This is a genomic window from Kribbella sp. NPDC056951 (genome assembly GCF_042674205.1).
Taxonomy (GTDB): domain Bacteria; phylum Actinomycetota; class Actinomycetes; order Propionibacteriales; family Kribbellaceae; genus Kribbella; species Kribbella yunnanensis.
In genome coordinates, this window is record NZ_JBHUQZ010000010.1 from 52,751 (window position 1) to 76,845 (window position 24,095).

The following is a 24,095-nucleotide window of genomic DNA, read 5'->3' on the forward strand; positions in this document are numbered from 1 at the left end:
GGCCGCAGCGGCGGGGACGTGGAGGCGAGAGGGTCGGCCGCATGGTCGCGGGGGAGCGCGCGCCGTACGGAGTGAATTTACAAGCGGCGGACCCAGCTGATTCGGCCTTCGTCCATCACGGCGTGGCCGTCGGCGGAGTCGGCGACGGTGGGGTCGTGGGTGGCGATTACTACGGCGGCGCCTTGGTTGGCTTGGGTTCTGAGGAGGTCCAGGACGCGTTCGCGGTTGGTGCTGTCGAGTTCGCTGGTGGACTCGTCGGCAAGGATGACGCGACCACGTTGGGCGATTCCACGCGCGACGGCGACGCGTTGCTGCTCACCGCCGGACAACTCCTCGACGAGATGGTCGCCGCTCTCGGCCAGGCCGACCGCCTCGAGTGCGCTCTCCACAACGCGATCGGTCTCGTCCAGATCCTGCCGATTGGCAAGTAGCGGGATCGTCAGGTTCTCCCGAGCCGTGAGCACGCGCGCCAACCCATTCCCCTGCGGGATCAGCACGACACCATGCGCAGCCGCAGCGGGCCGGTCGGCGATCAGTAGGCCGTCGACCTCCACCTTCCCCGTCAGCACCTCCACAGCACCAGCGATTGCCCACAGCAACGAACTCTTGCCCGCCCCGGACGGCCCGCTCACCGCGAGTACGAACCCCGGCGGCACACTGAACGACACATCGTCGACCGCGACCAGATCGCCGTACGCGACAGTGATATTCGATACCTGGATCATCGCGGCCCCTCCTGATCCACCGGGCTGAGCCGGACCTGACCGTCCTCGATCGTCACCTGCACGAGCGTCCCCGCCGGCAACAACTCCGCGACATGCGGCGGCAGCGGCAACGACCCGTCGGTCGCCACCACGGCGTACTCCTCACCCGACCGCCCCTCGGCCGCGATCCGCCCGTCCCGAATCGTGATCGTCCGGGGAAGCGCGGCAGCAACCTCAGGATCATGCGTGATCAGCAGAACCGTCATACCGGTCCGATGATTGATCGTCCGGATCGCCGCCAGCACCTCGTCGCGCGCGTGGTGATCCAACTGACTAGTCGGCTCATCCGCCAGCAGCAACCCCGGCATCGTCGCGATCCCCACCGCGACCGCGCACAACTGCACCTGCCCCGGCGTGAGCGCACTCAACGCACGCCCAGCCTGCTCCCGCAGCCCCACCAACTCCAGTACGTCGATCGCCTCCGGAACCTCGCGATCCCGTGGCGCCGCCTGCTGCGCGTACCGCACATTGTCCAACGGCGACAGGTAAGGAATGAGGTTCCGCCCAGCCCCCTGCAACACGATCCCGACATCCCCGGACCGCATCCGATCCAGCTCAGCCTCGGTCATCGTCGCCAGGTTGTGCTCACCAATCTGCAGCCGCCCCGCGCTAGGCGTCAGTAACCCACCACACAGCTGCAGCAACGTCGATTTCCCAGCACCAGAAGGCCCGAGCAACCCGACCAGCTCACCCGGCCGCACAGTAATCCCGATCCCCGACAGCGCGGCCACGTCATGACCGTGCGCGCGATAAATATGCACCAGCCCGGTAGTGCTGATCGCCAATCCACTCATCAGGTCAACTCCTCCCGGATCCGGCTGTACGACGCGCGCCGGTTCACCCCGCTGCCCAGCAGCAACGTCGCGACCGCGAGCACGGCGGTCCCGCCGCCCCACAACGCGAACGCCACCGGCCAGTTCGTCGCCAGCTCCAACGGATAAGGCCCACCCGTATCGGCGAACAACGGAATCAACGGCAGCGCAATCTGCGCCCCAACCACTCCACACGCAGACCCCAGCAACACAGCCAACGCGACCGGACCGGTCTGCTCCCAGCGCGCAGCCCGTCCCGTCACCGGAGCCGGTACGCCGGTGATCCGCAGGCTCGCGTAGTCCTGAGCCCGCGACCGCCATGACGTCACCACGGTCAGCAGCAGTACGACGATCGCCAGCGCCCACGACGCGATCCCGACCACCGGCGTCAACTGCAGTGTCAACGCACTGGCCGACCGCCCGTACGACGCGATCCGCTCCGACCGCACATCGGCCAGATCCGCCGTATACCCGGCCTTGCCGAGCGCAGCCGTGATCTCGTCGACATGAGCGAGCCCGGCATCGTTCAGCCACAACTCGAAGTCCGTGGCGAACTCGTCCAGCCCTCCGCCCAATCGCCGTACCGTCTCGAGATCGACCACCGCGGTCCGATCCGGGTACCGGTTGACCGGCCCGGTGACATTACCCAGCTTGCCGACAAATATCGGCGTACCGTCGCTGGCCGGGCTGGTCGTCGACCCATCGGCGTACCGGAACTCCGGCGTCACCACAGCCGGCACCGTCGTCGGCACGGTCGCGTACTGCAGCAACTGGTCATCGCTGAAGCTCCGCACCGACAACGTCAGCAGACCGCCGGACTTCGCCGCGATCGTGCCCTGGTCGCCGCCGAGATGCTCGACACCCTTCCAGTCCGCCGACGTCCCGAGCGTGATCGACGGGTGATCCTCAGTGGAGACCTTGCTGATGGCAACATCCGCCGCGACCCCACCCTGGTCCAGCACCTCACGGCCGAACCCGAGCTGCAGCAGCTGGCACCCACCGAGGCAGTCCACCGAAGCGGTCAGCGGCACCGGCTGCTTAGTTGTCAAAGGCAACGGTGGGAACGAGACCAGCATGCGGCTGCCTGTCCGTTGACTGACCACGAGCGCCCGCAGCACGACGGACCGTGCCGGTGCATACTCCGGACCACCCGGGTTCGGATTGTCCAGCAACTTCACCGAACCGACGGCCGCGGTCATCGTCAGCTTCGAACTGCGGAACTCGATCGGCTGATGCTTCGGTGCGGCCAGTGCCTGCCAGCCGGCCGCGTCGGTCAACTGATCGCCCCGGAACGCGACCCGGCGGAAACTCTCCGGTTCGATCATCATCGTCTTCAGCGAATCCGGCGCCGGCGGCCGCGCCATCACGACCGGCGTGAACCACGAGCGCTCCGGGTCGATCTCGTTGATCGTCTTGGTGAAGTCGCCGAGCGAGAGCGCGTTCATCTTCAGCACGGCCTGCGCGCCCACCTCGTACCCGGCGCGGGTCTCGCGGTTGTGATCACCAACCGATGCGGCCTGACCGGCGAACGCGAGCAGACCGCCCGCCACCGCGACCGCAGCGACGATCCGGGTCACGGCCGGCCGACGGGAGATCTGCAGCGCCCCGAGTGCCAGCCCGAGCCGACCGCGGCGCGCGGCCCGCCGGCTGATCAACCCTGCGGTCGGCAACAGCAAGTGCGCGAACGTCAGCCCGACCGCCAAAGAGAGCAGCGCAGGCGTGAGCACCGGGAGCGGTCCGCGACCGTCGCCAGTCATCGCGGCGGCGAGTCCGGCGACCGCGAACACGATGATGCAGAGGTCGACAACGCCGACCGTCCAACCCCGGCCGCGTGCGGCGACCCGGCGCAACAGGCTGGAGATCGTCTGCCGAACCGCGCCGCGCACTTGGAACACCACGACCAGCAGCGCGACCACGACTGCCAGGACCAGCGCCGCCGGTACGGTCCACGGCAGTTCGAGCGGAGCGCCGTACCGGAGCCAGCTTGCGCGCGCGATCAGCAGCAGACCGAATCCGGACGCCAGACCGGACAGCGTCCCGATCAGCACCGGGATTCCCAACTCGATGATCAGACTGCGCGCCGTACGGCGGATTGATGCGCCGCGGAGTCGGGAGAGAGCGATCTCCGGACGCCGCTGGTCGACCACTGCACCGAGTGCGAGCGCCAGTACGACGACGCCGAACAGCGCGACCTGGACCATCACCAGCGGGATGATCGTGCGACCCTGCGACCGCTGGTTCTGGATCTGGTCGATGACCGTGGCCAGGGACGACGTGTTCTCGGCGTTGATCCCGAGCTCGACGGCGTTCCCGTTCACCTTGTTCGTCGCGTCCTGGAGCCGGACGAGGTCGTTGATCCGGGCGACGCCGGGGATGACGCGGGTGTCCGAACTGAGGCGAGGCGCCCAGACCTTGCCGGTGAACGTGCTGCGGTCGGCGAAGAAGTGATCCGTGCCGCCGGGGTCCAGGTCGGACGGTGCGCGGGAATGCCCGGTGGGGTACTGGCCGAACCAGTACTCGCCGCGTGGCTGCTGCGGCCGGTAGAAGCCGACCACGGTCAGCGGGCCGCCGCCGTTGACGTTCTCACCGGGCTTGGCCTGCACGGCCGAGCCGAGCTTGAACTTCCAGGTCGTCTTGTCTGCAAGCGAGGCGATCACCTCGTTCGGCCGCTGCGGGCAGCGGCCGTCGACCACCGTGAGTTGCGCACAGTAGCCGTCCCGCCACACCAGCGCGCCTCCGATCGACTGTTCGTCGCGGAGCATCGACGGCACTCGCCAGGTGAGGTCGCTCTTCATTCCGTGCAGCGGGGGAGTGAAGAGCGGTCTGAGGTCGGCCGGCACGAGCTGGTCGAGCGTCGCCGGATCGCCGGCCTCCAGCAGCCCGGTCCTGGACGACAGCTTCCAGGCACCCGGCAGCGCCTGACCGGTGAGCGTTTCGGTCATCACCGTTTGCTCGACCGCGCGGGCGAACCACGGCGCGAACACGGCACACGTCCCGATCAGCAAGCTGATCCCGGCCAGCACCATGGCCTGGGCCCAGCGGTAGCGCAGCGCTTTGCGCAGGAACATCAGCCACCCCCTCACTCGCTGTGAAGATACGGAAACCGGCGTCCGCGGCGGCCGATCACGGCAAAATGTCACGGAGTTGTTGCCTGCGCAGGAATCTGGTCACCGGGTGGCTAGGACCTCCGCGCCGCGCGATAGGTTCGGGGGCATGAGTGAATCCCAGCTCGGTGACCTGACCGTCTCCCGCCTCGGCCTCGGCTGCATGGGGATGTCCCAGTCGTACGGCGTGACGTCGGACGAGACCGAGTCGATCGCGACCGTGCACGCGGCGATCGACGCCGGCTGCACCTTCCTCGACACCGCCGATATCTACGGCAACGGCGCCAACGAGTCACTGCTCGGCCGTGCGCTGGCCGGTCGCCGGGACCAGGTGGTGCTGGCGACCAAGTTCGGCTTCAAGCCGCAGATCGGTGCGGCGATGCCGAGCGGGGTCGACGGGAGTCCGTCGTACGCGGTCGAGGCACTGGATGCCTCACTACGGCGGCTCGGGGTCGACCATGTCGATCTCTGGTACCTGCATCGTCGCGATCCTCAGGTGCCTATTGAGGAGACAGTTGGCGCGATGGCTTCGCAGGTCTCCGCTGGAAAGGTTCGGTACCTCGGGCTGTCCGAGGTGAACGGCGACACGGTCCGGGCCGCGCATGCGGTGCACCCGATCACCGCCGTACAGAGCGAGTGGTCGTTGTGGACGCGCGACCCGGAGACCGTCGTACTGCCGACGCTGCGTGAGCTCGGGATCGGGTTCGTACCGTTCAGCCCGCTGGGGCGCGGGTTCCTCACCGGGCAGCTGAAGTCGCCGGACGATTTCGAGCCGGACGACGCGCGGCGCGGGCTGCCGCGGTTCAGCGGCGAAAACTTCCAGCGGAACCTGGATCTGGTTGCTCGCGTGCAGGAGCTGGCTTCGGCGCGCGGTATCACGCCGGGCCAGCTGGCGCTTGCCTGGTTGCTGGCCCAGGGCAACGACATCGTCCCGATCCCGGGCACGAAGCGGCGCAAGTACCTCGCCGAGAACCTCGGCGCGCTCGACGTCGAGCTGACCGCTTCCGAGCTCGAGGCGCTGGACGCGGCCTTCCCGCCGGATCTGGACGTGGCGGGGGAGCGCTACTCGGCCGGCGCCATGGGCCTGGTGGGCAAATGACCGGCCCCACCGGTCACGGTGCTCCAGGGGGGATCGCCTTGACCGGGTCGACCGGTCAGCTCGGTTCCCGGATTGCACGGCTGCTGGCGGATGCCGGCGTACCGCAGCGTCTCCTGGTCCGCGACGCCTCCCGGGCTCCTTCGTTGCCGGGAGCCACAGTCGCCGTCGCGGCCTACGGCGAGCACTCCGCGCTGCTCGATGCGCTCGACGGCATCGACACGTTGATGTTGCTCAGCGCAACTGAATCCGCCGACCGGGTGTCGTTGCACAAGGCAACCGTCGACGCCGCGGTCGCGGCCGGCGTACAGCGGATCGTGTACACGTCCTTCGCGGGTGCTGCTCCCGACGCCACGTTCACCTTCGCCCGGGACCACTGGCACACCGAACAGCACATCCGCGGTACCGGCGTCGACTTCACCTTCCTCCGCGACAACCTCTACCTCGACTTCGTCCCCGGCTTCGTCGGCGAGGACGGCACCATCCGCGGCCCAGCCGGCGACGGCCGGGTAGCCGCAGTCGCCCGCGACGACGTCGCCGCGTCAGCCTTCGCCGTACTGACCTCGGACGGGCACTCCGGTGCGACGTACGACCTCACGGGGCCGTCCGCCTTCACGCTGGCCGAGGCGGCCGCCGTACTGGCTGCTGCCTGGGACCGGCCGGTCCGCTACGAGCCCGAAACCCTCGACGAGGCCTACCGTTCCCGCGAGTCCTACGGCGCCCCCGCCTGGGAGGTAGCAGGCTGGGTGACCTCCTACGCCGCCATCGCCTCCGGCGAACTCAGCACAGTCTCCGCCGCCGTCGCCGACCTCACCGGCCGTCCCGCTCGCAGCCTCGAGCAACTTGTCGGCGCCGGGTGAGACACTGTCCAGGTGCCGCTCTACCGCGATGAGGCGATCGTGCTGCGCACCCACAAACTGGGTGAAGCAGACCGCATCGCCACGCTCCTGACCCGCGCCAACGGCAAGGTCCGCGCCGTCGTCAAGGGCGTCCGCCGTACGTCGTCCCGCTTCGGCGCCCGCCTCGAACCCTTCAGCCACGTAGACCTCCAACTGGCCACCGGCCGCACCCTCGACGTAGTCACCCAAGCCGTCTCCATCTCCGCCTACGGCGAAGGCATCGTCAACGACTACGCCCGCTACACCACCGGCACAGTCTTGTTGGAGACCACCGACCGTCTCGTCGTCGAAGAAAAAGAACCCGCCACCCAGCACCACCTACTCCTGGCCGGCGCCCTCCGAGTCCTCTCCACCGGCGAACGCGAACCGGCCCTGGTCCTGGACTCTTTCTTATTGCGGGCCCTGGCCATCTCCGGCTACGCCCCCTCCTTCGGCGACTGCGCCCGCTGCGGCGAAGAAGGCCCCCACCGAGCCTTCAACCCAGCCGCCGGCGGCGTAGTCTGCGCCACCTGCCGCCCCCCAGCCTCAGCCATGCCCGCCCCCACCACAGTCACCCACCTAGCCGCCCTCCTCACCGGCGACTGGCCCACCGCCCTCCAAGCCGACCCCCGAACCCGCCGAGAAGCCACCAGCCTCATAGCCGCCTTCTTCACCTACCACCAAGACCACCAACTCCGCTCCCTACCCCACCTAGACCTGACCCCCAGAGCTAACCCCGCTCAGGCCACCCAGTAGCCCCCGCCCGCGCACCCCGCGGCCGCTCCCGCGTGACTTGTGCAGACCCGTCGCCCGACGCGCGCGGCGTGCCACCCGCCAGCGGCCGCGACGACCGCAACGGCTGCTGCCCATCCCATGCATGAGCGATCGCACGCCGTACATCCAACTCGGCACGCCGCTCCGAGCCGTTGCTGCCCGGCGCAGCCTCCCGCCCACCAAACCGGTCGAGCCCCGGCTGCCGGTCGGCCACCTGCCGCCCCAGCCGCGCACAGACGTGCGCATAGACGTTGTTCGTCCCCCGGCGATGCCGGATCGCCAGCAGTTCACGCCGAGGCAGCTGACCAGGCTCCGCCGCCCCGATCTCCCGGAACACCAACCGGTGATCGGCCTTGGCCTGCGGATCCGACCGCACGTAGACCGTCACGCAGTCCCGCAGGTCGCCCTTCCCAGGCTCGTAGCCGAGGGCGTGATGGCCATCTGCCGCACCGGTTCGCAGCCGCTCGATCTCTCGAAGCACCTCGCGATACAACGTCAAGTAGACCGCAGGCCGCGCCTTCGCCTGCTGGCGCAGAAAGTGCAGATCCTGATGGAACTTCTCAACACCGATGACGTGATACCGGCTGTCACCGATCATCACCCGAGCCACTCTCCTCGGCGCGGATCTCGGCCAGCAACTCCTGCGTGAACGGATCGCCGGCCGCCCACTCATCGAGGTCCAACGGCCGGCTACCCGGCAACGGCTCAGACGCGTAAACCCGCACCGTCGGGTCGTCCACCACCCCAGCCGGCGGCTGATCGTCCCCCCGCAACTCCCGGTACTGCGCCGTAGACATCACCACCGCCTCCGGCTCCCCATCCACCCCCCAAACCACCGGTACGCCGCCCCCTCGCCGTACCGCCTCGACGATCCCCCCCAACCGCCCAGCCAACTCCTCCGGCGACACCACCTCGTCCCCCACAGCGAACTTGTGCTCACCCCCAAGATCCTCGAACTCGTCATAACTGAGCATCACCGCCTCAGGCCCCCCATCCCCAAAACTGAACGCCCAGAGCCGCTCCGCCCGAAACCGTCTCAAGACCTCGCTCAAGTCCGCCCGAACCTCATCCACCGAAGCCAGTCCGCTCATGGCCCGAATCTATTGCCTCTGCCTCCCCGGCGCGCAAGTTATCCACAGCCAGTCCCTGTGGATAACCTCGCCGCCGAGGACTGGCTGTGTGAAACACTGCAACTCTCAGTAACCTAGGTTCGGCGGAGGCATGATGCTCAGGCGGTTCACTGCGGCTTTGGCGACGGTCACCTTCGCTGTTGCCTGTACCGCGTGCTCCGGCAACAACCCGAAGCCGCCGCCGTTCACGCCGTCAGTGCCCAGCCAGTCGGCGACTCCGACGCCTTCAGCGGAAGGCGTCGCTGTCGAGGCCGCGTCGTCTGCCTATCGCAAGTTCGTCGCGGCGACGGATATCACCGGGGCCAGCGGAGGGACCGACACTGCCGAGCTGAGGAAGCACGCCAGTGGCGTGATGCTCGCCTCCGAGCTGAACCAGGCAGAGACGTTTCGGGGCAAAAAGTGGCACAGCGTGGGCCGGCAGCAGGTCATGTGGGTCAAGTCGCTCAAGGTTGAGTTGCCGGATGCGACGGGTGCGATCACGTCGTTGACGTTGCAAGCCTGTGTTGACTCGTCGAAGGCGACGGCGGTAGATGCCCAGGGCAAGAGTGTGAAGCTCCCCGGTACACCGCCGCAGACCATCGACGAGATGCGGATGCGTTACCTCGAGGGGTCCTGGAAGGCGGACAAGCCACTGAGCCGAAAGGCCGGACGATGCTGATCAGGATCTTCGCAGTTGGTGCAGCATTGATGATGCTTGGCACGCCTACCGCGATCGCCACCCAGTTGGACCCGCCGGTCGCGCAGGATCCGAACTGCGTCATCAGCAGGCTCACCGGCCGGTGCCAGGTCAGTGTGTCGCAGCCGCCTTCGAAACCCTCGACGGATCCGGCTCGCGATGGGCGTGGGCAGAAGGCCGGCGGCACAGGCTGCGTCTTCGAGGGACAAGCAGTTCCCTGCCGGACAGCCGATGGGTTTTTCGATGCGGCTTCCGGGTGTTATCTGACGCAGGTGGACTCGCCGTCGACGCTGTTCTCGGATGGAACGCCGTACAAGCCGGGGACCAAGTTTTATCGATGCTGGTCAATCCTCGATGTCGTCGACGGCCGTCCGGAGGGGATCGAGCGGTTCGAGTCGGTGATTCGGGAGCCGGGGGAGCCCGCGACGATAGATCCTCGCGAGGCTGCTCGGCAGGTGGTGGCGACCATGGACTTCGTGGCACCGCACCTCGGACTGTCGCCGCACGTCCAGAGCGCAACCCGCGAAGGCATCGTGAACGTGCCGATCTGGATGTGGGTGACCGACCCCGGACAGACGACCACGGGCCCACAGACCAAGCGCGCCACCCTGGGAGGCGTCACGATCGAGGCCACCGGGACTGTGGACCGCATCGAGTGGTCGATGGGCGGCGGGAAAGTCGTTACCTGCAAGGGCCCAGGCACGCCGTTCAGTCGTGCGGATGCGGTCGGAAAGTCCTTGAAGGACATCAAGGACTCCCCGACTTGCGGCCACCGCTACCGCAAGACCTCGCGCTGCGAGAAGTCCGGCACCTACCAGGTCAGCGCAACCGCCTACTGGAACGTCCACTGGACCGGCGGCGGCATGGAGGGCGACATCCCGCTCGACTTCACCCGCTCCCTCCCACTCCGCATCACCGACCTCCGCCCAGTCCTGGTCGACCCAAACGGCGACCCGGCAGCCGCGACCCCACCACCCCGCCCCTGCCCCTGATCCACAACGCTCGGCCCGCAGCACGCCGAAGCCACTTGCCGTCACGTTTGCGAGGGCCCGGGCTGGACCACGGGCTCGGATCACCGAGGCGGCGAGCGCACGGTCGTGACTGTGGTGAACAGGAAGACCTGGCTGAGCGGGGCCGTGCCTGGCCGCAGGACGAGGACGTCGGGATCAACCACGGCTCGAACCTTATGAGGCGGCGCGCTGCGCTCGATCTGATGTCCCTGCGAGGTGGCAGACTCGCGACGTGAAAGCGCTGCGCTGGGGACTGGTTGTCGTGACTGTGCTGGCCGGCCTCATCGGGACCTGGCGCCTGGTTGGACCGCGGCCGGATCCGGTAGGTGGAGCGGTCAAGCAACTCCACTTCTTGCGGGCGGCGATCGACGACGGTGCCGACCATGAGTCGCAGGCGTTGTTTCCCGAGGGCTACTTCTTCCTGAATGTGCTGTACGGACTCACTTGGGTGCAGGTGGCAACATCCCACCCGGAGTACGAGGCAGAGGCTGTCCGGGAGGCCCGCTGGGCACTTGGCCGTCTGCAGTCCACCGACGGTACGGCGCCCTTCGAGCACCGCCTCGATCCGCCGTACGGCATCTTCCATGCCGGCTGGACGAACTGGTTGCGCGGCGCCATCGGCACTCTCGACAGCAGTGCGCTCAACGAGTACACCCAGTCCTCGATCGAGATCGCCAAGGCCTTCGATGCAGCGGCATCTCCCTACCTGATGGCCTATCCGGGTCAGGCCTGGCCGGTTGACTCAACTGTGGCGATCGCTTCCTTGGCACTGCACGATCGCATCACGACGCCGCACTTCACACAGACGCGTGGGCGCTGGCTCGAGTTGGTGCATCAACGCCTGGACCCTGGCACCGGGCTGATGCCACATCAGGCCGAACCGGGACCAACGGGTGCGCGGGCAACGTCTCAAAGCATCGTCCAGCGATTCCTGCCGGAGATCGACCGCGAGTTCGCCCGTTCGCAGTACCGGCTGTTCCGGGACAAGTTTGTGACTACCTACGGTCCCGGCGTCCGCGAGTACCCGAAGGGTCTGAGCGGTTCGGGCGACGTTGACTCGGGACCGCTGGTGCTCGGCGTCAGTCTGTCCGCCACTGTCGTGACGGCCGGAGCGGCCCGGATCCACCACGACCCGCTCGGAGATGCCCTACTGCGAGTCGGTGAGGTCCTCGGAGCCCCGCTCACCGGCCTGACCACAAAGCGCTACGCCTTCGGCCTGATCCCCGTCGGAGACGCCTTCGTCGCCTGGTCCGCAACAGCGATGCCGACGAACGGCCCGGCCACGCCCGCGGCCGATCCGCTCACCTGGTGGTGGCGCCTGCCTTGGATCCTCCTCTGCTGGCTGCCAGCCCTCCTGGTTGCCGGGCTACTGCTCATCAGACGAGCTTCAGCCAGGCGCCGGGGTTCGGGGATGGGGCCGCTGCGGGGGTAGGGGAGTGCGGGGTGGCTCGGGGGGATGAGGGAGGATTTGGGTATGTCGCCATTGGGTCGTCGTCGGGGTCGTGGGTCGGAGAGGGTGGGGGAGAAGGATGTGGTGGCGCCGGATCCGCATCCGAGTGGGGCTCGGGCGCCGGAGGTGCCCAAGGAGCTGGTGCCGGAGCATGTGGCGATCGTGATGGATGGGAACGGGCGGTGGGCCAAGCAGCGGGGGCTGGCTCGGACCGAGGGGCACAAGGCGGGCGAGGCGAGTCTGCTGGATGTGATCAAGGGTGGGATCGACATCGGGGTGAAGTACATCTCGGCGTACGCGTTCTCGACGGAGAACTGGGCGCGGTCGCCGGAGGAGGTGCGGTTCCTGATGGGGTTCAACCGGGATGTCATCCATCGGCGGCGGGACGAGCTGGACGCGATGGGGGTGCGGGTGGTGTGGTCGGGGCGCCGGCCGCGGTTGTGGAAGAGCGTGATCGACGAGCTGGAGTATGCGCAGGAGCGGACGAAGGACAACGACACGATCACGCTGCAGTTCTGTGTGAACTACGGTGGGCAGGCGGAGATCGCGGATGCGATGAAGTCGATCGCCCAGGAAGTTGCCGCGGGCAAGCTCAGCCCGGATCGCATTACGGAGAAGACGATTGCGCGGCATCTGTATCACCCGGAGGTGCCGCCGGTGGATCTGTTCGTGCGGTCGTCGGGGGAGCAGCGGACGTCGAACTTCCTGGTGTGGCAGCTCGCGTACGCCGAGATGGTGTTCCTGAACACGCTCTGGCCGGACTTCGACCGCCGCGACCTGTGGCGCGCGATCGAGATCTACGCGCAGCGCGACCGCCGGTACGGCGGCGCCGTACCGAACGAAGTCACCCAGGACGGCGTCACCCGGTAGAAGGTCACCCAGAGCGAGGGTTAGGGAGCAGCCCCAGTTCGAGGGCGACGGTGACGGCGCGGGTGCGGTCGTCGACGTCGAGTTTGGTGAAGAGGCGTTGCAGGTGCGTCTTCACGGTGGCTTCGCCGATGTAGAGCTCCCGACCGATCTCCGCATTGCTGAGCCCGCGGGCAACGGCAGCGAGCACCTGCAGCTCGCGCGGCGAAGGAGCCGTCACAGCCGACGGAGCCGGCGTACGCAGACGGGACATCAGCCGTGCAGCGACCGGCGGTGCCAGCACGGTCTCACCACGGGCAGCGGCGCGGATGCCGTCGAGAAGCTCAGCATGCGGCGTGTCCTTGAGCAGATACCCCGTCGCCCCCGCCTCAACGGCGTGCAGGATGTCGGTATCCGTGTCGTACGTCGTCAGCACCAGTACCTTGGTTTCCGGATACCCAGACGCGATCGCGCCTGTAGCCGTCACCCCATCGGTCCGCGGCATCCGTAGATCCATCAGTACGACGTCCGGCCGCGTCGACTCGACTAGCGCCAACGCCTCCGACCCATCCCCGGCCTCGCCAACCACCGTGATGTCGTCAGTGACGGACAGCATGCCGATCAGACCGGATCGCACCACGGGGTGGTCGTCGACGACCAGTACGCGAATCACGCGCCCTCCTGAACTGGGATGAGGACCTGGACTGTAGTGCCGTGCCCGGGCGAGCTCTCCACCTGGACCGTACCGCCGGACTCCTCGACGCGACCGCGCATCGCGGCCAACCCGAAGCCCATCGACGGTTCAGCCACCGAGAACCCGGACCCGTCGTCGCGGATCGAGATACTGACGCGCCCGTCCGACAGACCGAGCGTGATCAGCACCGAAGTCGCCCGAGCGTGCTTACGAATGTTTGCCAGCGCCTCCTGTGCCGCCCGCAGCAGCACGACCTGCTGGGACTGCGGAAGCGCGACGACCTCGGACTCGTCGAGATCCAGCAGCACCTGGACATCGACGCCGGTTTCTGCGGCAAAGCGTTCGCCCTGCCGCCGCAGTACCTCGGTCAAGGTTGCCTCGGACAACACAACCGGGGTGAACGCGGCAACCAACGCCCGCGCCTCGGCCAGGTTCTCCCGGGCGGTCGCCTCGATCTGGGCCAGGCGAGCGGCCACGCCGTCACCGCCGCGCGCCAACTCGGCCGCACCGGTCTGCGACAGCATCACGATGCTCGTCATGCCCTGCGCGAGCGTGTCGTGGATCTCGCGCGCCATCCGCTCGCGCTCGGCCATCACACCGGCGCTGTGGTGCGCCTCGGCGAGCTCGTCGCGGGCCGCGTGCAGTTCGTCGATCAGTACGGCGCGTTGCTGGCTCTCGGCGATGACTCGCTCGATCCAGATCCCGAACAACAGGCTGACGACCAGGCTGACCAGCATCCACGGGAGGATCTGCCAGAAGGCCGCCCAGCCCCAGCCGGCGCTCCACAGTTGCGCGGTCCCGCACCCGAACACGAGTGCCACGCTCATCCCGATGCCGTCCCGCAGATCCCTGGACAGCAGCCAGACCTGAGCCGAGGCGATGAACATCATGAAGACCGACGCCGGGCTCAGACCGACCATCACCATCAGGCAACCGATCAACACCACCCGGTACACGAACGACGGCACCAGCTGCCGCGACCGGATGGCCGGCCGCCCGACGAACTGGTACGTCGTACCCAGCAGCACTGTCGCCCCGACGGCGATCCACCGGTGCGAGGTACCCGAGGTGAGTGTGACGGCCAGCGTCATCGCGAGCATGACCCAGTAGACGATGTCCCAGCCGAGCAGGGTGCGGTCCCCGATCACCTTGTCCGCCCGCGCAGTGGTCGCCTCCATGACGACCATCTTCCTCCACGGCAGGCTCCAGGCAGCAAACGCGCCGGTACGACGCTCGCCCGCGCGGGCCAGCGCCGTACCGGCCAGGTGGTCCATCAGCCCGCGTCCCGCCGGGTCCAGCGGAACACGCGCTGGGCGATGACGAGTCCCACGACCAGCCAGATGCTGAGGACGATCGCCCCGGTCCCGAGCTGCCAGGAACCGCCCGGCTCGACGGACTCGAAGCTGTCCGGCAGGAACACCGACCGCATGCCCTGGGCCAGCCACTTGAGCGGGAAGAACTCCGAGAGCGTCCGCATCCAGGCCGGCAGGCTGCTGTAGACGAAGTACACACCGGAGATGAACTGCAGCAGCAGGACGACCGGGGTGACGACGGCGGACGCCGCCTTGCCGGACCGCGGTACGACGGAGAACGCGATCCCGAGCACCGAGCCGGACGCCGTACCGAGCACGAAGATCCACAGGAACCGCAGCCACTTCTCGGGCTCGGTCGGGATGCTGACGTCGAGGACGAGCCCGGCGATCAACAGCAGCAGACCGAACTGCAGGATCGAGGTGATCAGTACCAGCCCGATCTTCCCGGCGAAGTACGACTGCGGGGACATCGGCGTCCCGCGGAGGCGCTTCAGGACATCCTGGTCGCGCTCGATCGCGATCGAGATCGACAACGACTGGAAGCTCGACAGGAAGATGCCGGAGGCAATCATCCCGGGCGTGAAGTAGGTCGCGGCGGTGACCCCGCCGGAGAAGTCGGTGCTGCTGAACACGGCCGAGAAGATGGCCAGGAAGATGATCGGGAAGAAGAACGTGAAGATCAGCTGCTCGCGCTCCCGGAAGAACTCCTTCACCTCGAGCTTGGTCCGCGATACCCCGACCTTCAGCGGCGACGGCAGGTTCACCGTGGTGCTCATCGAACTGCTCCTTCCAGGTCGGCTTCCGCCGTTTCGGCCTTGCCGATCAGTTCCAGGTAGATGTCTTCCAGGCTGGGCCGACGGACCTGCAGCTCCGGTACTTCACCGCCGTACTGCGCAAGGAGTCGCGACACCTCCGCGGTCGGGGTGTCGGTGCGGATCTCCCGCATCCCATCCGCGGCCAACCAGGAGACCCGGGCTGTCCGTGCGCCGCGACCGCCCAGCGTCTCCGGCGTCGCGACCTCGAGCATCTTCCCGTCGGTGATGACCCCGACCCGGTCCGCCAACTGCTCGGCCTCGTCCAGGTAGTGCGTGGTCAGCAGGATCGTGGTGCCCTCGGTGCGCAGGTTCTCGATCAACGTCCAGAACTGCCGCCGCGCCTCGGGGTCGAACCCGGTCGTCGGCTCATCCAGAAACAGCAGCTCCGGGTTCCCGATCACTCCAAGCGCAACGTCAAGCCGCCTACGCTGACCACCGGACAGCTTCCGGGTCCGCGTCTTCCGCTTCTCCTCCAACCCGACCGCCGCAATCACCTCCTCGGGATCGCGCGGCGACGGGTAGTACCCGGCAAAGTGGTGGACCAGCTCAGCCACCGTCAGCTCAGCCTCGTCCCGCGACGACTGCGCCACAATCCCGATCCGCGCCCGCCACTGCCGATCGGCCCGAGCCGGGTCACTCCCCAGTACGTCGATCTCCCCCTCGTCGGCGCGGCGATACCCCTCCAGGATCTCCACGGTCGTCGTCTTCCCAGCCCCATTAGGCCCCAGCAGCGCGAACACCTCGCCGCGGTAGATGTCCAGATCCACGCCCGCAACCGCCACCTTGTCCGGGTACCGCTTCACCAGCCCCCGCACCCTCACAGCCTTGTCTGTCTCCATGCCCCAACTCTCCCGCCGGAGACCGGGGTCGGGGGAGCACCGCCCGGTTGACCCGCTGTCCCCCAACCGGTGGACAGGATCCTCCGAAGGACAGGATGTGTCGCTGGATTCCGCGCTCGCCGGCGGGGGCGTGAGCGTGCGGCGGCGGGGTAGTGGACGTCTACGTCCTGTCGTTGGGACGCGGAAAATCCGCCACGCCACAGGTGCTGACGGGAGCTGGGTCAGGCGGTTAGCGTCGGGGGATGGGACAGACGGTGCGTGGTGTGGTGGCGGCGGCCAAGGGTGCGCCGGTGTCGATCGAGGAGATCAATGTTCCGGATCCTGGGCCGGGGGAGGCGGTGGTGCAGGTCCAGGCTTGCGGGGTTTGTCATACCGATCTGCACTATCGCGAGGGTGGGATCAACGACGACTTTCCGTTTCTGCTCGGGCATGAGGCGGCGGGGATCGTGGAGAGCGTGGGGGACGGGGTCTCCGACGTGCAGCCCGGTGACTTCGTCGTACTGAATTGGCGGGCAGTGTGTGGCAACTGTCGTGCGTGCCTGCGCGGGCGGCCCTGGTACTGCTTCAACACGCATAACGCCAAGCAGAAGATGACGCTCAGCGATGGGACTGAGCTGAGTCCGGCGCTCGGGATCGGGGCGTTCGCCGAGAAGACGCTGGTTGCGGCCGGGCAGTGCACCAAGGTGGATCCGGCGGCCAAGGCGGAGGTTGCCGGGTTGCTTGGGTGTGGCGTGATGGCCGGTCTTGGTGCCGCCATCAACACCGGGAACGTCGGGCGTGGTGACACCGTCGCGGTCATCGGATCCGGTGGCGTCGGTACGGCGGCCGTGGTCGGCGCGCGCTTGGCGGGTGCGGCGAAGGTGATTGCGCTGGATATCGACGAGCGCAAACTCGCCACAGCGAGAGAGCTTGGCGCGACTCACGCGATCAACTCCAAGGATCTTGACCACGATGGTGTGGTCGAGGCGATCCAGGAGTTGACCGGTGGGTACGGCGCTGATGTCGTGATCGACGCGGTTGGCCGGCCCGAGACGTGGAAGCAGGCGTTCTACGGGCGCGATCTGGCCGGCACGGTCGTACTGGTCGGGGTGCCGACGCCGGACATGCGGCTCGACATGCCGTTGCTGGACTTCTTCGGTCGCGGTGGTTCGCTCAAGTCCAGCTGGTACGGCGACTGTCTGCCGAGCCGCGATTTCCCGTTGCTCATCGACTTGCATCTCCAGGGTCGGCTGCCGCTCGATCGTTTCGTCTCCGAGACGATTGCGCTCGAGGACGTGGAGGCCGCCTTCACCAAGATGCACCACGGCGACGTATTGCGGTCGGTCGTGATTTTCTAGACGGTGAACGAGATCCAGGTGTCCTGAGGGGCGTCGGGTTTGCCGGGGATCGCGCGGTGCTCCTCGGTCCAGGCGTCCCCGGACATCGTCGTCGCGACCCGGCGCCAGAAGCGGACGGCGGTCGCGTTGTTGTCCTGGAACGCGACCTCGCACGGTCCGGGGTGCTGCGCGAGCACCTCCTGGACCGCGCGCAGTCCGAGACCTCCGCGGCGCATCGGCCGCACGATGAAGAAGCTGTTCAGCACCCGCACCGGCTGCTGTAGCGCACGCATCAGGCAGTACCCGACTGGGTGCTCACCACTGTGGAAGATGTACCCCGCCCACTCCGGATCGCCGGTCAGCGCGGACTCCAGCCAGTCGCTGCGGTAGCTCCCGTCCGGGTTCGGTAGCTGCCCCTGGAACTCGGACAGGTCGTGCCGGAACATCAGGTACAGCCGCTCCATCACCACTCGATCGTCGGCGTCGAACCGCCGTACGGCCAGATCCGTCATCAGTCTCCTCCACCCGGAATGCACTCGGAACGCAGAAAAGCCTCCCGCCGGAATCATCCGGTACGGAAGGCTTACTGCGAGCAGTCTATCAACCCAGCGGTGCGGTGTTCCCGTCGACCCAGGTCATCTCGGGGTAGCGGGTCCCGACCGGGGTGAGTTCGGAGAGCGCCGCCAGATCGTCCGCGCCGAGCTCCACGGTCAGGGCTCCAGCGTTCTCCTCCAGGTACTTCCGCCGCTTGGTCCCCGGGATCGGCGCCACATCGTTGCCCTGAGCAAGCACCCAGGCGAGCGCGACCTGGCCCGGCGTCACGCCGAGCCCGGCTGCGACCGCGCGGACCCGGTCGACCAGCGCGAGGTTGGTGTCCAGGTTCTCGCCGTTGAAGCGCGGGAGGGTACGGCGGAAGTCGTCGGCGGCGAGTTGGTCCGGCAGCGCGCCGGTGAGCATGCCGCGGCCGAGCGGCGAGTACGGCACGATGCCGATCCCGAGCTCGCGGCAGGTCGGCAGCACCGACTCCTCGATGTCGCGGCTGAACAGCGACCACTCCGACTGCACCGCGGTGATCGGGTGCACGGCGTGGGCCCGCCGGATGGTCTCCGCCGAGGCCTCGGACAACCCGACGTACCGGACCTTGCCGGCCTCCACGAGCGAAGCCATCGCCCCGACTGTCTCCTCGATCGGTACGGCGGGATCCGCGCGATGCTGGTAGTACAGCTCGACGTGGTCGACGCCGAGCCGGCTGAGCGACCGGTCGATCGCGGCCCGCACGTACTCCGGGGAACCGTCCACACCGCGCTTCGTGCGGTCCCGCGGATCACCGACGATCCCGAACTTGGTCGCGAGGAACACCTCGTCCCGGCGGTCCTTGAGCGCCCGGCCGATCAGCTCCTCGTTGGCCCCGAACCCGTACATGTCCGCGGTGTCGAGGAACGTGATCCCGAGATCGAGCGCCCGGTGCAGCGTCGCGACCGATTCGGTGTCGTCAGCCTCGCCGTACGCGAAGCTCATCCCCATACAGCCCAGGCCGAGCCGACTGACCTCGGCGCCTTGATTACCCAGTTTCATTGATCTGCTCCAGATGGCGTGTACGCGGCGATCTTGTAATCGGTCACCGCGAGAGCCGCCTGCAGGTCGTGCAGGCGGCGAAGAATCGTGGCTCGGTGGGCGCGCATCAGCTCGAGCCGTTCCGGCTCGGTCCGCGGGCCCGCCGCCACGAGGTCGAGGTAGTGGCTGATCGCACCGACCGGCATGTCGGACGCACGCAGCCGCGTGATGAACACGATCCGGGCCATCGCCTGCCGGTCGTAGGACCGGTAGCCGGACTCGTCCCGCGCGACGGTGATCAGTCCGGCGCGTTCGTAGTACCGCAGTGTGTGTGCGGTCAGTCCGGTGGCCGTGGCGGCCTCGGCGATCGAGAGTCGTTCCGGCAGGTCCGCGGGCAGCTCGAGCAGGCCCAGCAAGGTCAGATCGACCGGTGCGGCGAGGATCGTTTCCATGTCCTCGACGCTAAACCTTAGAGCGCGCTCTAAGGCAAGTTCAGATCTTCTGGCAGTCGGCGCAGGTGCCGAAGATCTCCAGGGTGTGGCTGATATCGGCGTAGCCGTGCTCGGCGGCGACCTTGTCGGCCCAGCGCTCGACGGCCGGCCCTTCGACCTCCACGGTCCGGCCGCAGTTGCGGCAGACCAGGTGGTGGTGGTGACCCTTCGAGCAGCGCCGGTACGCCGTCTCGCCGTCAGCCGTCCGCAGTACGTCGACCTCGCGGGAATCGGCCAGTGCCTGCAGCGTGCGGTACACGGTGGTCAGCCCGACGGCCTCCCCGGCGGACCGGAGTTGCGCGTGGATCTCCTGGGCAGTCCGGAAGTCGTCGAGCGCGTCGAGCGCCAATGCGACAGCTGCGCGCTGACGGGTCGAGCGTGTTCCGATGGCCACCGTTCCTCCTGTCCTCACCGGCTTTTCCGCGGCATCGCCAGTAATTGTCTCAGAACTCAGCAAATCAGTGCTCATCCCAGTGGTCTCCGTGCGCCGCGTGCAGGTGACCGTCGTGTACGTAGTCGACGTGGTCGCCGTGTTCGACCTTCTTGTGGCCGCACTCCTGGCTGTGTGCGTGCGGGTGCGCGGCGCTGACCACATGCGGCGCAGGAGTCGGTACGCCGACCTCGGGCTCCTCGTCGTCCAGTGGAGCGACCCGGCCGGAGCGGCGTCGCAGCAGCGTGCCGACGGTCGCGGCGACCACGAATCCGGCCAGCGCCAGTACGACGATGGTCGCGCCTGGCGCGACGTTGGCGTTGTACGACGTGATGATGCCGGCGAGGCACGCGGTCACGCCGATCGCACAGGCAGTCACGAAAGTACTGCGGAAGGACCGCGTGATCTGCTGCGCAGTCGCCACCGGAACCACCATCAGCGCACTGACCAGCAGCAGCCCGACAGTCCGCATCGCGACCGTCACGGTCACGGCTGCCATCACCGCGATCAGCAGGTTGAGCAGCTGGACCCGCAACCCGGTCACCCGGGCGAACTCCTCGTCCTGGCAGACCGCGAACAGCTGCGGCCCGAGCCCGATCGCGATCACCAGAACAGTCACGGCCAGCCCGACCACGACGTACAGGTCGCTGGCGGAGACGGTGGTGAGCGAGCCGAACAGGTAGGTGTTGAGTGTGGCCGCACCTTGCCCAGCCAGGCCGATCAGCAGCACACCGCCCGCGATGCCGCCGTAGAACAGCAGCGCGAGGGCGACATCGCCGGACGCTTTCCCGCGAGCCCGGACGAACTCGATCGCGGTCGCCCCGACGATCGACACGATGATCGCGGTGAAGACCGGCGCCGTACCGGTCAGCAGACCCAGAGCGACACCGGTGATCGCGATGTGCCCGATCCCGTCACCCATCAGCGACAACCGCCGCTGCACGAGGTACGTGCCGATCGCCGGCGCGGACAGCCCGGTCAGCAGCCCCGCGATCAATGCGCGCTGCATGAACTCCAACTCGAAAAGCGTCATGAGGTGAGCCATCCCGAGTCGTCAGCCTGGTGCGAATGGTGGACGTGCGCAGTGGTCTGCGAGGCGTGCGGGGGACCGTCGTACACGATCCGGCCGCGGCGCAGGATGACCGAGCGGTCGATCAGCGCGTCCATCGGCCCGAGGTCGTGGCTGACCATCACCACCGTGGTGCCGCGAGCGACCCGCTCGCGGATCGCGTCGGCGAAGATCTGCTGGCTGGCCAGGTCGACCCCGGCCGTCGGCTCGTCGAGGATCAGCAACTCGGGATCGGAGACGAGGGCTCGCGCGATCAGCACGCGCTGCTGCTGACCACCGGACAGCTCCGCGACCGCGTCCTTGCGCCGGTCGGCCATGTCCACGACCCGCAGTGCGTCCTCGATCGCCGCCTTCCCAGCCGCGCCGAGCGGGGCGAACAACCGCCGCCGCGACAGCAGCCCGGACGACACCACCTCATACACAGTCGCCGGTACGCCGCCCGCTGCGGTGATCCGCTGCGGTACGTACCCGATCCGCTTCCACGCGCGGAACCGAGGAACCGGCGTACCGAACAAGCGGACCTCACCACGCGCGGCCGGCAGCAGGCCGACTACCGTCTTGATCAGGGTGGACTTGCCGGAGCCGTTGGTCCCCAGTACGGCGACCACCTCGCCCTGGCGGATCTGCAGATCGACCCCCCGCAACACGAGACGACCGCCCAGGTCGACCGAGAGATCGGTGACCTGGACGGCTTTCGCGGCGGTGTCTGGTTCCGCGTCTTGTGGAGCTGTCACGCGCAGCTGTTCGCCTTCCGGAGCTCAGAGAGGTTCTCCCGCATCAGGCTCAGGTAGGTCTCCGACGAGTTGGCGTCCGACAGGCCCTCGATCGGGCTCAGTACGGCGGTCTTGACACCGACGTCCCGCGCGATCGTCTCGGCCACCTTCGGGCTGACCAGCTCTTCGTAGAAGATCGTGGTGACGTGTTGCGACTTCACGATCTCCTGCACCTCCTTGATGCGGGTCGGGGTCGGCTCGGCGTCCGGGGTGAACCCGGCGATGCCCACCATCGTCAGACCGTACCGCTTCGCGAGGTAGGCGAAGGCCTCGTGACTCGTCACGAACGTCTTGAGTTTGCAGTTCGCCAGACCGGTCTTGTACTCGCCGTCCAGTTTGCCGACCTCGTCGAGCAGTGTCTTGGCGCGGGCCTTGTAGGCCTCCGCGTTGGCGCTGTCGGCCGCGGCGAGCTTGTCGGTGACCGCGTTCACGACGGCGGTGTAGCGGATCGGGTCCAGCCAGAAGTGCGGGTCGAGGGCCTTCTCGTTGTGCGAAGCCGGCTTGGCGGCCGTGCCCTCCTCGTGCTCCTCGAAGTCCGCGCCGGTGGCCTCCAGCTGAGCGGCCGGGGCGACGTCGAACCCGGCGTCCTTCGCGTTCTGCTCGACGGCCTCGTCGACGGCCGGCTGCAGACCCTTCTCGAAGACGACCAGCTTCGCTCCGGCGATCTGGCCGACCTGCTTCGGCGTCAGCTCGAGGTCGTGCGGCTCCACGCCGGGTGCGGTCAGTGTGGTGACATTGACCGCGTCACCCCCCACTGTGCGGGCGATGAACTCGAGCGGGTAGAACGAAGCGACGACGTCGAGCTTGCCGCCGGAGCCACCGGCGGCGGAATCGCCGCCGCATCCGGCCAGGGTGACGGCCGCCAGGACGGCGGCACCGGCGACGACAGCGCGAGCACTAGATCTCATGACAATCATTTTCATTTAAGTGGAGATGATTGTCAAAACAGGGAGTTCAATCGATGAGCCACCGACCCGTGGGGCGCCGCCGCGCCGACCGCCGGGGAACCCGCCGCCGTACCCTCGAAACACCGGCAGGACACGGCCACGGGCACGGTCACGGCGGCGATCACGTCGTCGATACGTCCGTGGTGGACAACGACGCGATCGTGGCTCGCCGCGTCCGGATAGTGGTCGCCGCCGTACTGGCGCCGATCATCACGGCCGCGGTGATCGCGATGATCGTGATGTGGCCGGGCGGCGGGGTCAAGGTCTCGACGTACCAGACCGACACGGCCCGTGGTGAGGTCACCAAGCTCGCGCCCTGCCCGGACAAGCGGGACCAGTGCGATCTCGCCTCGATCAAGTTGTCCACGGGCCCGGACAAGGGCAAGACCGCGCCCGTCCAGGTGCCGCAGGCGGGCAAGGTCCCGATCCCGGTCGAGGTCGGCCAGTCGATCATGCTCGGCGTCCAGACCGACGCCAAGACCATCGCCGAGCGCTATCAGTACGTCGACCACGACCGCAGCAAGCCGTTGCTCATCCTGGCCGCGGTCTTCGCGCTGGCGGTGGTCGCCTTGTCGCGCTGGCGAGGTTTCGCCGCGCTGATAGCCCTCGCGGTGACCGCGGTGATGCTGACCCAGTTCATCCTGCCGGCGATTCTGAAGGGCTCGAATCCCCTGCTGGTCGCGGTGGTCGGCGGCACGGTGATCATGGCGATAGCGCTCTTCCTGACCCATGGGATCAACGCCGAGAGTTCGATCGCGTTGTCCGGAACCATCGCCGCGCTCGGGATGACCGTCGTACTCGGATGGTTCTTCACCAAGTTCTGTCAGCTGACCGGGCTTGCGTCGGACGGGGCTTCGGCGGCCAAGCAGTTCGCGCCGAACCTCAGTCTGACCGGTCTGTTGGTGGCCGGCATGGTGATCGGTGCGCTCGGCGTCCTGGATGACGTCACGGTCACCCAGGCGGCCGCGGTCTGGGAGCTGTCCGCCGCCAACCCGTCCGCGTCGCGCGCCGAGCTGATCAGCGCCGGGCTGCGGATCGGCCGCACCCACGTCGCCTCGGTGGTGAACACGCTGGTCCTCGCGTACGCCGGTGCTGCGATGCCGGTGCTGATCACCTTCGCGATCCAAGGTCTGCCCGGCCAGTACGTGCTGTCGACCGAAATGGTCGCCATGGAGGTCGTTCGTGGCTTGGTCGGCAGCCTCGGGATCATCGCCGCCGTACCGCTCACCACCACGCTCGCAGCCCTCGCTGTGGCCGACCGCAGTCGGGATCTCGTCACGCACAGCGACCAAACCGACACTAACTGACAACAAC

General features: G+C 67.7%; 25 protein-coding genes. 9 read left to right on the top strand and 16 right to left on the bottom strand.

The genetic code is table 11. The features are described from left to right. Positions 1 to 77 precede the first annotated feature (77 nt). Genes ACFTSF_RS31235 through ACFTSF_RS31245 form a run of 3 tightly spaced genes read right to left on the bottom strand, consistent with a single transcriptional unit; the run spans position 78 to position 4,644 of the window. Positions 78 to 725 (bottom strand): ABC transporter ATP-binding protein, encoded by a 648-nt coding sequence (locus ACFTSF_RS31235; protein WP_380157926.1) that lies wholly within the window; start codon positions 723 to 725, stop codon positions 78 to 80. Beyond that, positions 722 to 1,558, bottom strand: coding sequence for an ABC transporter ATP-binding protein (locus ACFTSF_RS31240; protein ID WP_380157928.1), 837 nt, complete (start codon positions 1,556 to 1,558; stop codon positions 722 to 724). The genes ACFTSF_RS31235 and ACFTSF_RS31240 overlap by 4 nt, the downstream gene beginning before the upstream one ends. Further along, positions 1,558 to 4,644, bottom strand: a complete 3,087-nt coding sequence (locus tag ACFTSF_RS31245) for an FtsX-like permease family protein (RefSeq protein ID WP_380157930.1) — start codon at positions 4,642 to 4,644, stop codon at positions 1,558 to 1,560. The genes ACFTSF_RS31240 and ACFTSF_RS31245 overlap by 1 nt, the downstream gene beginning before the upstream one ends. A 145-nt stretch (positions 4,645 to 4,789) precedes the next feature. Here ACFTSF_RS31245 and ACFTSF_RS31250 point away from each other — a divergent pair, with 145 nt between their 5' ends. The 3 genes from ACFTSF_RS31250 to recO are packed head-to-tail and all read left to right on the top strand — an operon-like array spanning position 4,790 to position 7,410. Beyond that, the gene (locus ACFTSF_RS31250) at positions 4,790 to 5,779 is read left to right on the top strand and encodes an aldo/keto reductase (protein WP_380157932.1); all 990 of its coding nucleotides are present in this window, start codon (positions 4,790 to 4,792) and stop codon (positions 5,777 to 5,779) included. Beyond that, complete coding sequence (locus tag ACFTSF_RS31255) at positions 5,776 to 6,636, top strand: SDR family oxidoreductase (RefSeq protein ID WP_380157934.1); 861 nt, start codon at positions 5,776 to 5,778, stop codon at positions 6,634 to 6,636. The genes ACFTSF_RS31250 and ACFTSF_RS31255 overlap by 4 nt, the downstream gene beginning before the upstream one ends. A 12-nt stretch (positions 6,637 to 6,648) precedes the next feature. Continuing rightward, positions 6,649 to 7,410 (top strand): DNA repair protein RecO, encoded by a 762-nt coding sequence (gene recO, locus ACFTSF_RS31260; protein WP_344154088.1) that lies wholly within the window; start codon positions 6,649 to 6,651, stop codon positions 7,408 to 7,410. Here recO and ACFTSF_RS31265 read toward each other — a convergent pair. Together ACFTSF_RS31265 and ACFTSF_RS31270 are read right to left on the bottom strand one after the other, a co-directional pair. Then, positions 7,385 to 8,029: a hypothetical protein gene (locus ACFTSF_RS31265; protein ID WP_380157936.1), complete on the bottom strand. Its 645-nt coding sequence runs from the start codon at positions 8,027 to 8,029 to the stop codon at positions 7,385 to 7,387. The genes recO and ACFTSF_RS31265 overlap by 26 nt on opposite strands. Next, on the bottom strand, positions 8,016 to 8,519 hold the full coding sequence (locus ACFTSF_RS31270) for a hypothetical protein (protein WP_380157938.1): 504 nt from the start codon (positions 8,517 to 8,519) through the stop codon (positions 8,016 to 8,018). The genes ACFTSF_RS31265 and ACFTSF_RS31270 overlap by 14 nt, the downstream gene beginning before the upstream one ends. 130 nt (positions 8,520 to 8,649) lie before the next feature. On the opposite strand from ACFTSF_RS31270, the gene ACFTSF_RS31275 reads away from it, so the two are divergent. The 4 genes from ACFTSF_RS31275 to ACFTSF_RS31290 all read left to right on the top strand — a co-directional run bounded on the left by ACFTSF_RS31275 (position 8,650) and on the right by ACFTSF_RS31290 (position 12,564). Next, positions 8,650 to 9,216 (top strand): hypothetical protein, encoded by a 567-nt coding sequence (locus tag ACFTSF_RS31275; protein WP_380157939.1) that lies wholly within the window; start codon positions 8,650 to 8,652, stop codon positions 9,214 to 9,216. Continuing rightward, positions 9,210 to 10,226 (top strand): hypothetical protein, encoded by a 1,017-nt coding sequence (locus tag ACFTSF_RS31280; RefSeq protein ID WP_380157941.1) that lies wholly within the window; start codon positions 9,210 to 9,212, stop codon positions 10,224 to 10,226. Before ACFTSF_RS31275 ends, ACFTSF_RS31280 begins: the two co-directional genes overlap by 7 nt. A 250-nt stretch (positions 10,227 to 10,476) precedes the next feature. Beyond that, positions 10,477 to 11,676, top strand: coding sequence for a hypothetical protein (locus tag ACFTSF_RS31285; protein ID WP_380157942.1), 1,200 nt, complete (start codon positions 10,477 to 10,479; stop codon positions 11,674 to 11,676). Between the two features lie 42 nt (positions 11,677 to 11,718). After that, positions 11,719 to 12,564 carry an isoprenyl transferase gene (locus ACFTSF_RS31290; protein ID WP_380157944.1) on the top strand — a complete coding sequence of 282 codons (846 nt, stop codon included), beginning with the start codon at positions 11,719 to 11,721 and terminating at the stop codon, positions 12,562 to 12,564. Positions 12,565 to 12,568: 4 nt separating this feature from the next. Here the strand turns inward: ACFTSF_RS31290 and ACFTSF_RS31295 are convergent, their stop codons facing one another. Genes ACFTSF_RS31295 through ACFTSF_RS31310 form a run of 4 tightly spaced genes read right to left on the bottom strand, consistent with a single transcriptional unit; the run spans position 12,569 to position 16,201 of the window. Continuing rightward, positions 12,569 to 13,213 (bottom strand): response regulator, encoded by a 645-nt coding sequence (locus tag ACFTSF_RS31295; RefSeq protein WP_380157946.1) that lies wholly within the window; start codon positions 13,211 to 13,213, stop codon positions 12,569 to 12,571. After that, on the bottom strand, positions 13,210 to 14,508 hold the full coding sequence (locus ACFTSF_RS31300; RefSeq protein WP_380157948.1) for a sensor histidine kinase: 1,299 nt from the start codon (positions 14,506 to 14,508) through the stop codon (positions 13,210 to 13,212). Before ACFTSF_RS31300 ends, ACFTSF_RS31295 begins: the two co-directional genes overlap by 4 nt. Continuing rightward, entirely contained in the window at positions 14,508 to 15,323 is an 816-nt protein-coding gene (locus ACFTSF_RS31305) for an ABC transporter permease (RefSeq protein ID WP_380157949.1), read from the bottom strand. The genes ACFTSF_RS31300 and ACFTSF_RS31305 overlap by 1 nt, the downstream gene beginning before the upstream one ends. Continuing rightward, a complete protein-coding gene (locus ACFTSF_RS31310; protein ID WP_380157951.1) occupies positions 15,320 to 16,201 on the bottom strand; it encodes an ABC transporter ATP-binding protein in 882 nt (293 codons plus the stop codon). The genes ACFTSF_RS31305 and ACFTSF_RS31310 overlap by 4 nt, the downstream gene beginning before the upstream one ends. A 242-nt stretch (positions 16,202 to 16,443) precedes the next feature. Between ACFTSF_RS31310 and ACFTSF_RS31315 the strand changes: the two genes are divergently transcribed. Beyond that, the gene (locus ACFTSF_RS31315) at positions 16,444 to 17,538 is read left to right on the top strand and encodes an S-(hydroxymethyl)mycothiol dehydrogenase (RefSeq protein WP_380157952.1); all 1,095 of its coding nucleotides are present in this window, start codon (positions 16,444 to 16,446) and stop codon (positions 17,536 to 17,538) included. On the opposite strand, the gene ACFTSF_RS31320 is transcribed toward ACFTSF_RS31315, so the two are convergent. The 7 genes from ACFTSF_RS31320 to ACFTSF_RS31350 all read right to left on the bottom strand — a co-directional run bounded on the left by ACFTSF_RS31320 (position 17,535) and on the right by ACFTSF_RS31350 (position 22,742). After that, the gene (locus ACFTSF_RS31320) at positions 17,535 to 18,029 is read right to left on the bottom strand and encodes a GNAT family N-acetyltransferase (protein WP_380157954.1); all 495 of its coding nucleotides are present in this window, start codon (positions 18,027 to 18,029) and stop codon (positions 17,535 to 17,537) included. The two genes, ACFTSF_RS31315 and ACFTSF_RS31320, sit on opposite strands and share 4 nt — an antisense overlap. Positions 18,030 to 18,117: 88 nt before the next feature. Continuing rightward, on the bottom strand, positions 18,118 to 19,092 hold the full coding sequence (locus ACFTSF_RS31325) for an aldo/keto reductase (RefSeq protein WP_380157956.1): 975 nt from the start codon (positions 19,090 to 19,092) through the stop codon (positions 18,118 to 18,120). Then, positions 19,089 to 19,523, bottom strand: a complete 435-nt coding sequence (locus tag ACFTSF_RS31330; protein WP_344154035.1) for a MerR family transcriptional regulator — start codon at positions 19,521 to 19,523, stop codon at positions 19,089 to 19,091. Before ACFTSF_RS31330 ends, ACFTSF_RS31325 begins: the two co-directional genes overlap by 4 nt. A 40-nt stretch (positions 19,524 to 19,563) precedes the next feature. Then, on the bottom strand, positions 19,564 to 19,956 hold the full coding sequence (locus tag ACFTSF_RS31335) for a Fur family transcriptional regulator (RefSeq protein WP_344154032.1): 393 nt from the start codon (positions 19,954 to 19,956) through the stop codon (positions 19,564 to 19,566). Positions 19,957 to 20,020: 64 nt separating this feature from the next. Continuing rightward, a complete protein-coding gene (locus ACFTSF_RS31340) occupies positions 20,021 to 21,025 on the bottom strand; it encodes a metal ABC transporter permease (RefSeq protein WP_380157958.1) in 1,005 nt (334 codons plus the stop codon). Continuing rightward, positions 21,022 to 21,795 (bottom strand): metal ABC transporter ATP-binding protein, encoded by a 774-nt coding sequence (locus ACFTSF_RS31345; RefSeq protein ID WP_380157960.1) that lies wholly within the window; start codon positions 21,793 to 21,795, stop codon positions 21,022 to 21,024. Before ACFTSF_RS31345 ends, ACFTSF_RS31340 begins: the two co-directional genes overlap by 4 nt. Beyond that, entirely contained in the window at positions 21,792 to 22,742 is a 951-nt protein-coding gene (locus tag ACFTSF_RS31350) for a metal ABC transporter substrate-binding protein (RefSeq protein WP_344154025.1), read from the bottom strand. Before ACFTSF_RS31350 ends, ACFTSF_RS31345 begins: the two co-directional genes overlap by 4 nt. 53 nt (positions 22,743 to 22,795) lie before the next feature. On the opposite strand from ACFTSF_RS31350, the gene ACFTSF_RS31355 reads away from it, so the two are divergent. Beyond that, a complete protein-coding gene (locus ACFTSF_RS31355; protein WP_380157963.1) occupies positions 22,796 to 24,088 on the top strand; it encodes a YibE/F family protein in 1,293 nt (430 codons plus the stop codon). The last annotated feature ends 7 nt before the right edge of the window (positions 24,089 to 24,095 follow it).

Coding starts and splice junctions, on each gene's coding strand:
- ACFTSF_RS31320 (WP_380157954.1), bottom strand. CDS start 18,029: ATGACGGATCTGGCCGTACGGCGGTTCGACGCCGACGATCGAGTGGTG.
- ACFTSF_RS31330 (WP_344154035.1), bottom strand. CDS start 19,523: ATGGAAACGATCCTCGCCGCACCGGTCGATCTGACCTTGCTGGGCCTG.
- ACFTSF_RS31305 (WP_380157949.1), bottom strand. CDS start 15,323: ATGAGCACCACGGTGAACCTGCCGTCGCCGCTGAAGGTCGGGGTATCG.
- ACFTSF_RS31275 (WP_380157939.1), top strand. CDS start 8,650: ATGATGCTCAGGCGGTTCACTGCGGCTTTGGCGACGGTCACCTTCGCT.
- ACFTSF_RS31235 (WP_380157926.1), bottom strand. CDS start 725: ATGATCCAGGTATCGAATATCACTGTCGCGTACGGCGATCTGGTCGCG.
- ACFTSF_RS31355 (WP_380157963.1), top strand. CDS start 22,796: ATGAGCCACCGACCCGTGGGGCGCCGCCGCGCCGACCGCCGGGGAACC.
- ACFTSF_RS31250 (WP_380157932.1), top strand. CDS start 4,790: ATGAGTGAATCCCAGCTCGGTGACCTGACCGTCTCCCGCCTCGGCCTC.
- ACFTSF_RS31270 (WP_380157938.1), bottom strand. CDS start 8,519: ATGAGCGGACTGGCTTCGGTGGATGAGGTTCGGGCGGACTTGAGCGAG.
- ACFTSF_RS31325 (WP_380157956.1), bottom strand. CDS start 19,092: ATGAAACTGGGTAATCAAGGCGCCGAGGTCAGTCGGCTCGGCCTGGGC.
- ACFTSF_RS31245 (WP_380157930.1), bottom strand. CDS start 4,644: ATGTTCCTGCGCAAAGCGCTGCGCTACCGCTGGGCCCAGGCCATGGTG.
- ACFTSF_RS31340 (WP_380157958.1), bottom strand. CDS start 21,025: ATGACGCTTTTCGAGTTGGAGTTCATGCAGCGCGCATTGATCGCGGGG.
- ACFTSF_RS31240 (WP_380157928.1), bottom strand. CDS start 1,558: ATGAGTGGATTGGCGATCAGCACTACCGGGCTGGTGCATATTTATCGC.
- ACFTSF_RS31315 (WP_380157952.1), top strand. CDS start 16,444: ATGGGACAGACGGTGCGTGGTGTGGTGGCGGCGGCCAAGGGTGCGCCG.
- ACFTSF_RS31350 (WP_344154025.1), bottom strand. CDS start 22,742: ATGAGATCTAGTGCTCGCGCTGTCGTCGCCGGTGCCGCCGTCCTGGCG.
- ACFTSF_RS31255 (WP_380157934.1), top strand. CDS start 5,776: ATGACCGGCCCCACCGGTCACGGTGCTCCAGGGGGGATCGCCTTGACC.
- ACFTSF_RS31290 (WP_380157944.1), top strand. CDS start 11,719: ATGTCGCCATTGGGTCGTCGTCGGGGTCGTGGGTCGGAGAGGGTGGGG.
- ACFTSF_RS31300 (WP_380157948.1), bottom strand. CDS start 14,508: ATGGACCACCTGGCCGGTACGGCGCTGGCCCGCGCGGGCGAGCGTCGT.
- ACFTSF_RS31280 (WP_380157941.1), top strand. CDS start 9,210: ATGCTGATCAGGATCTTCGCAGTTGGTGCAGCATTGATGATGCTTGGC.
- ACFTSF_RS31310 (WP_380157951.1), bottom strand. CDS start 16,201: ATGGAGACAGACAAGGCTGTGAGGGTGCGGGGGCTGGTGAAGCGGTAC.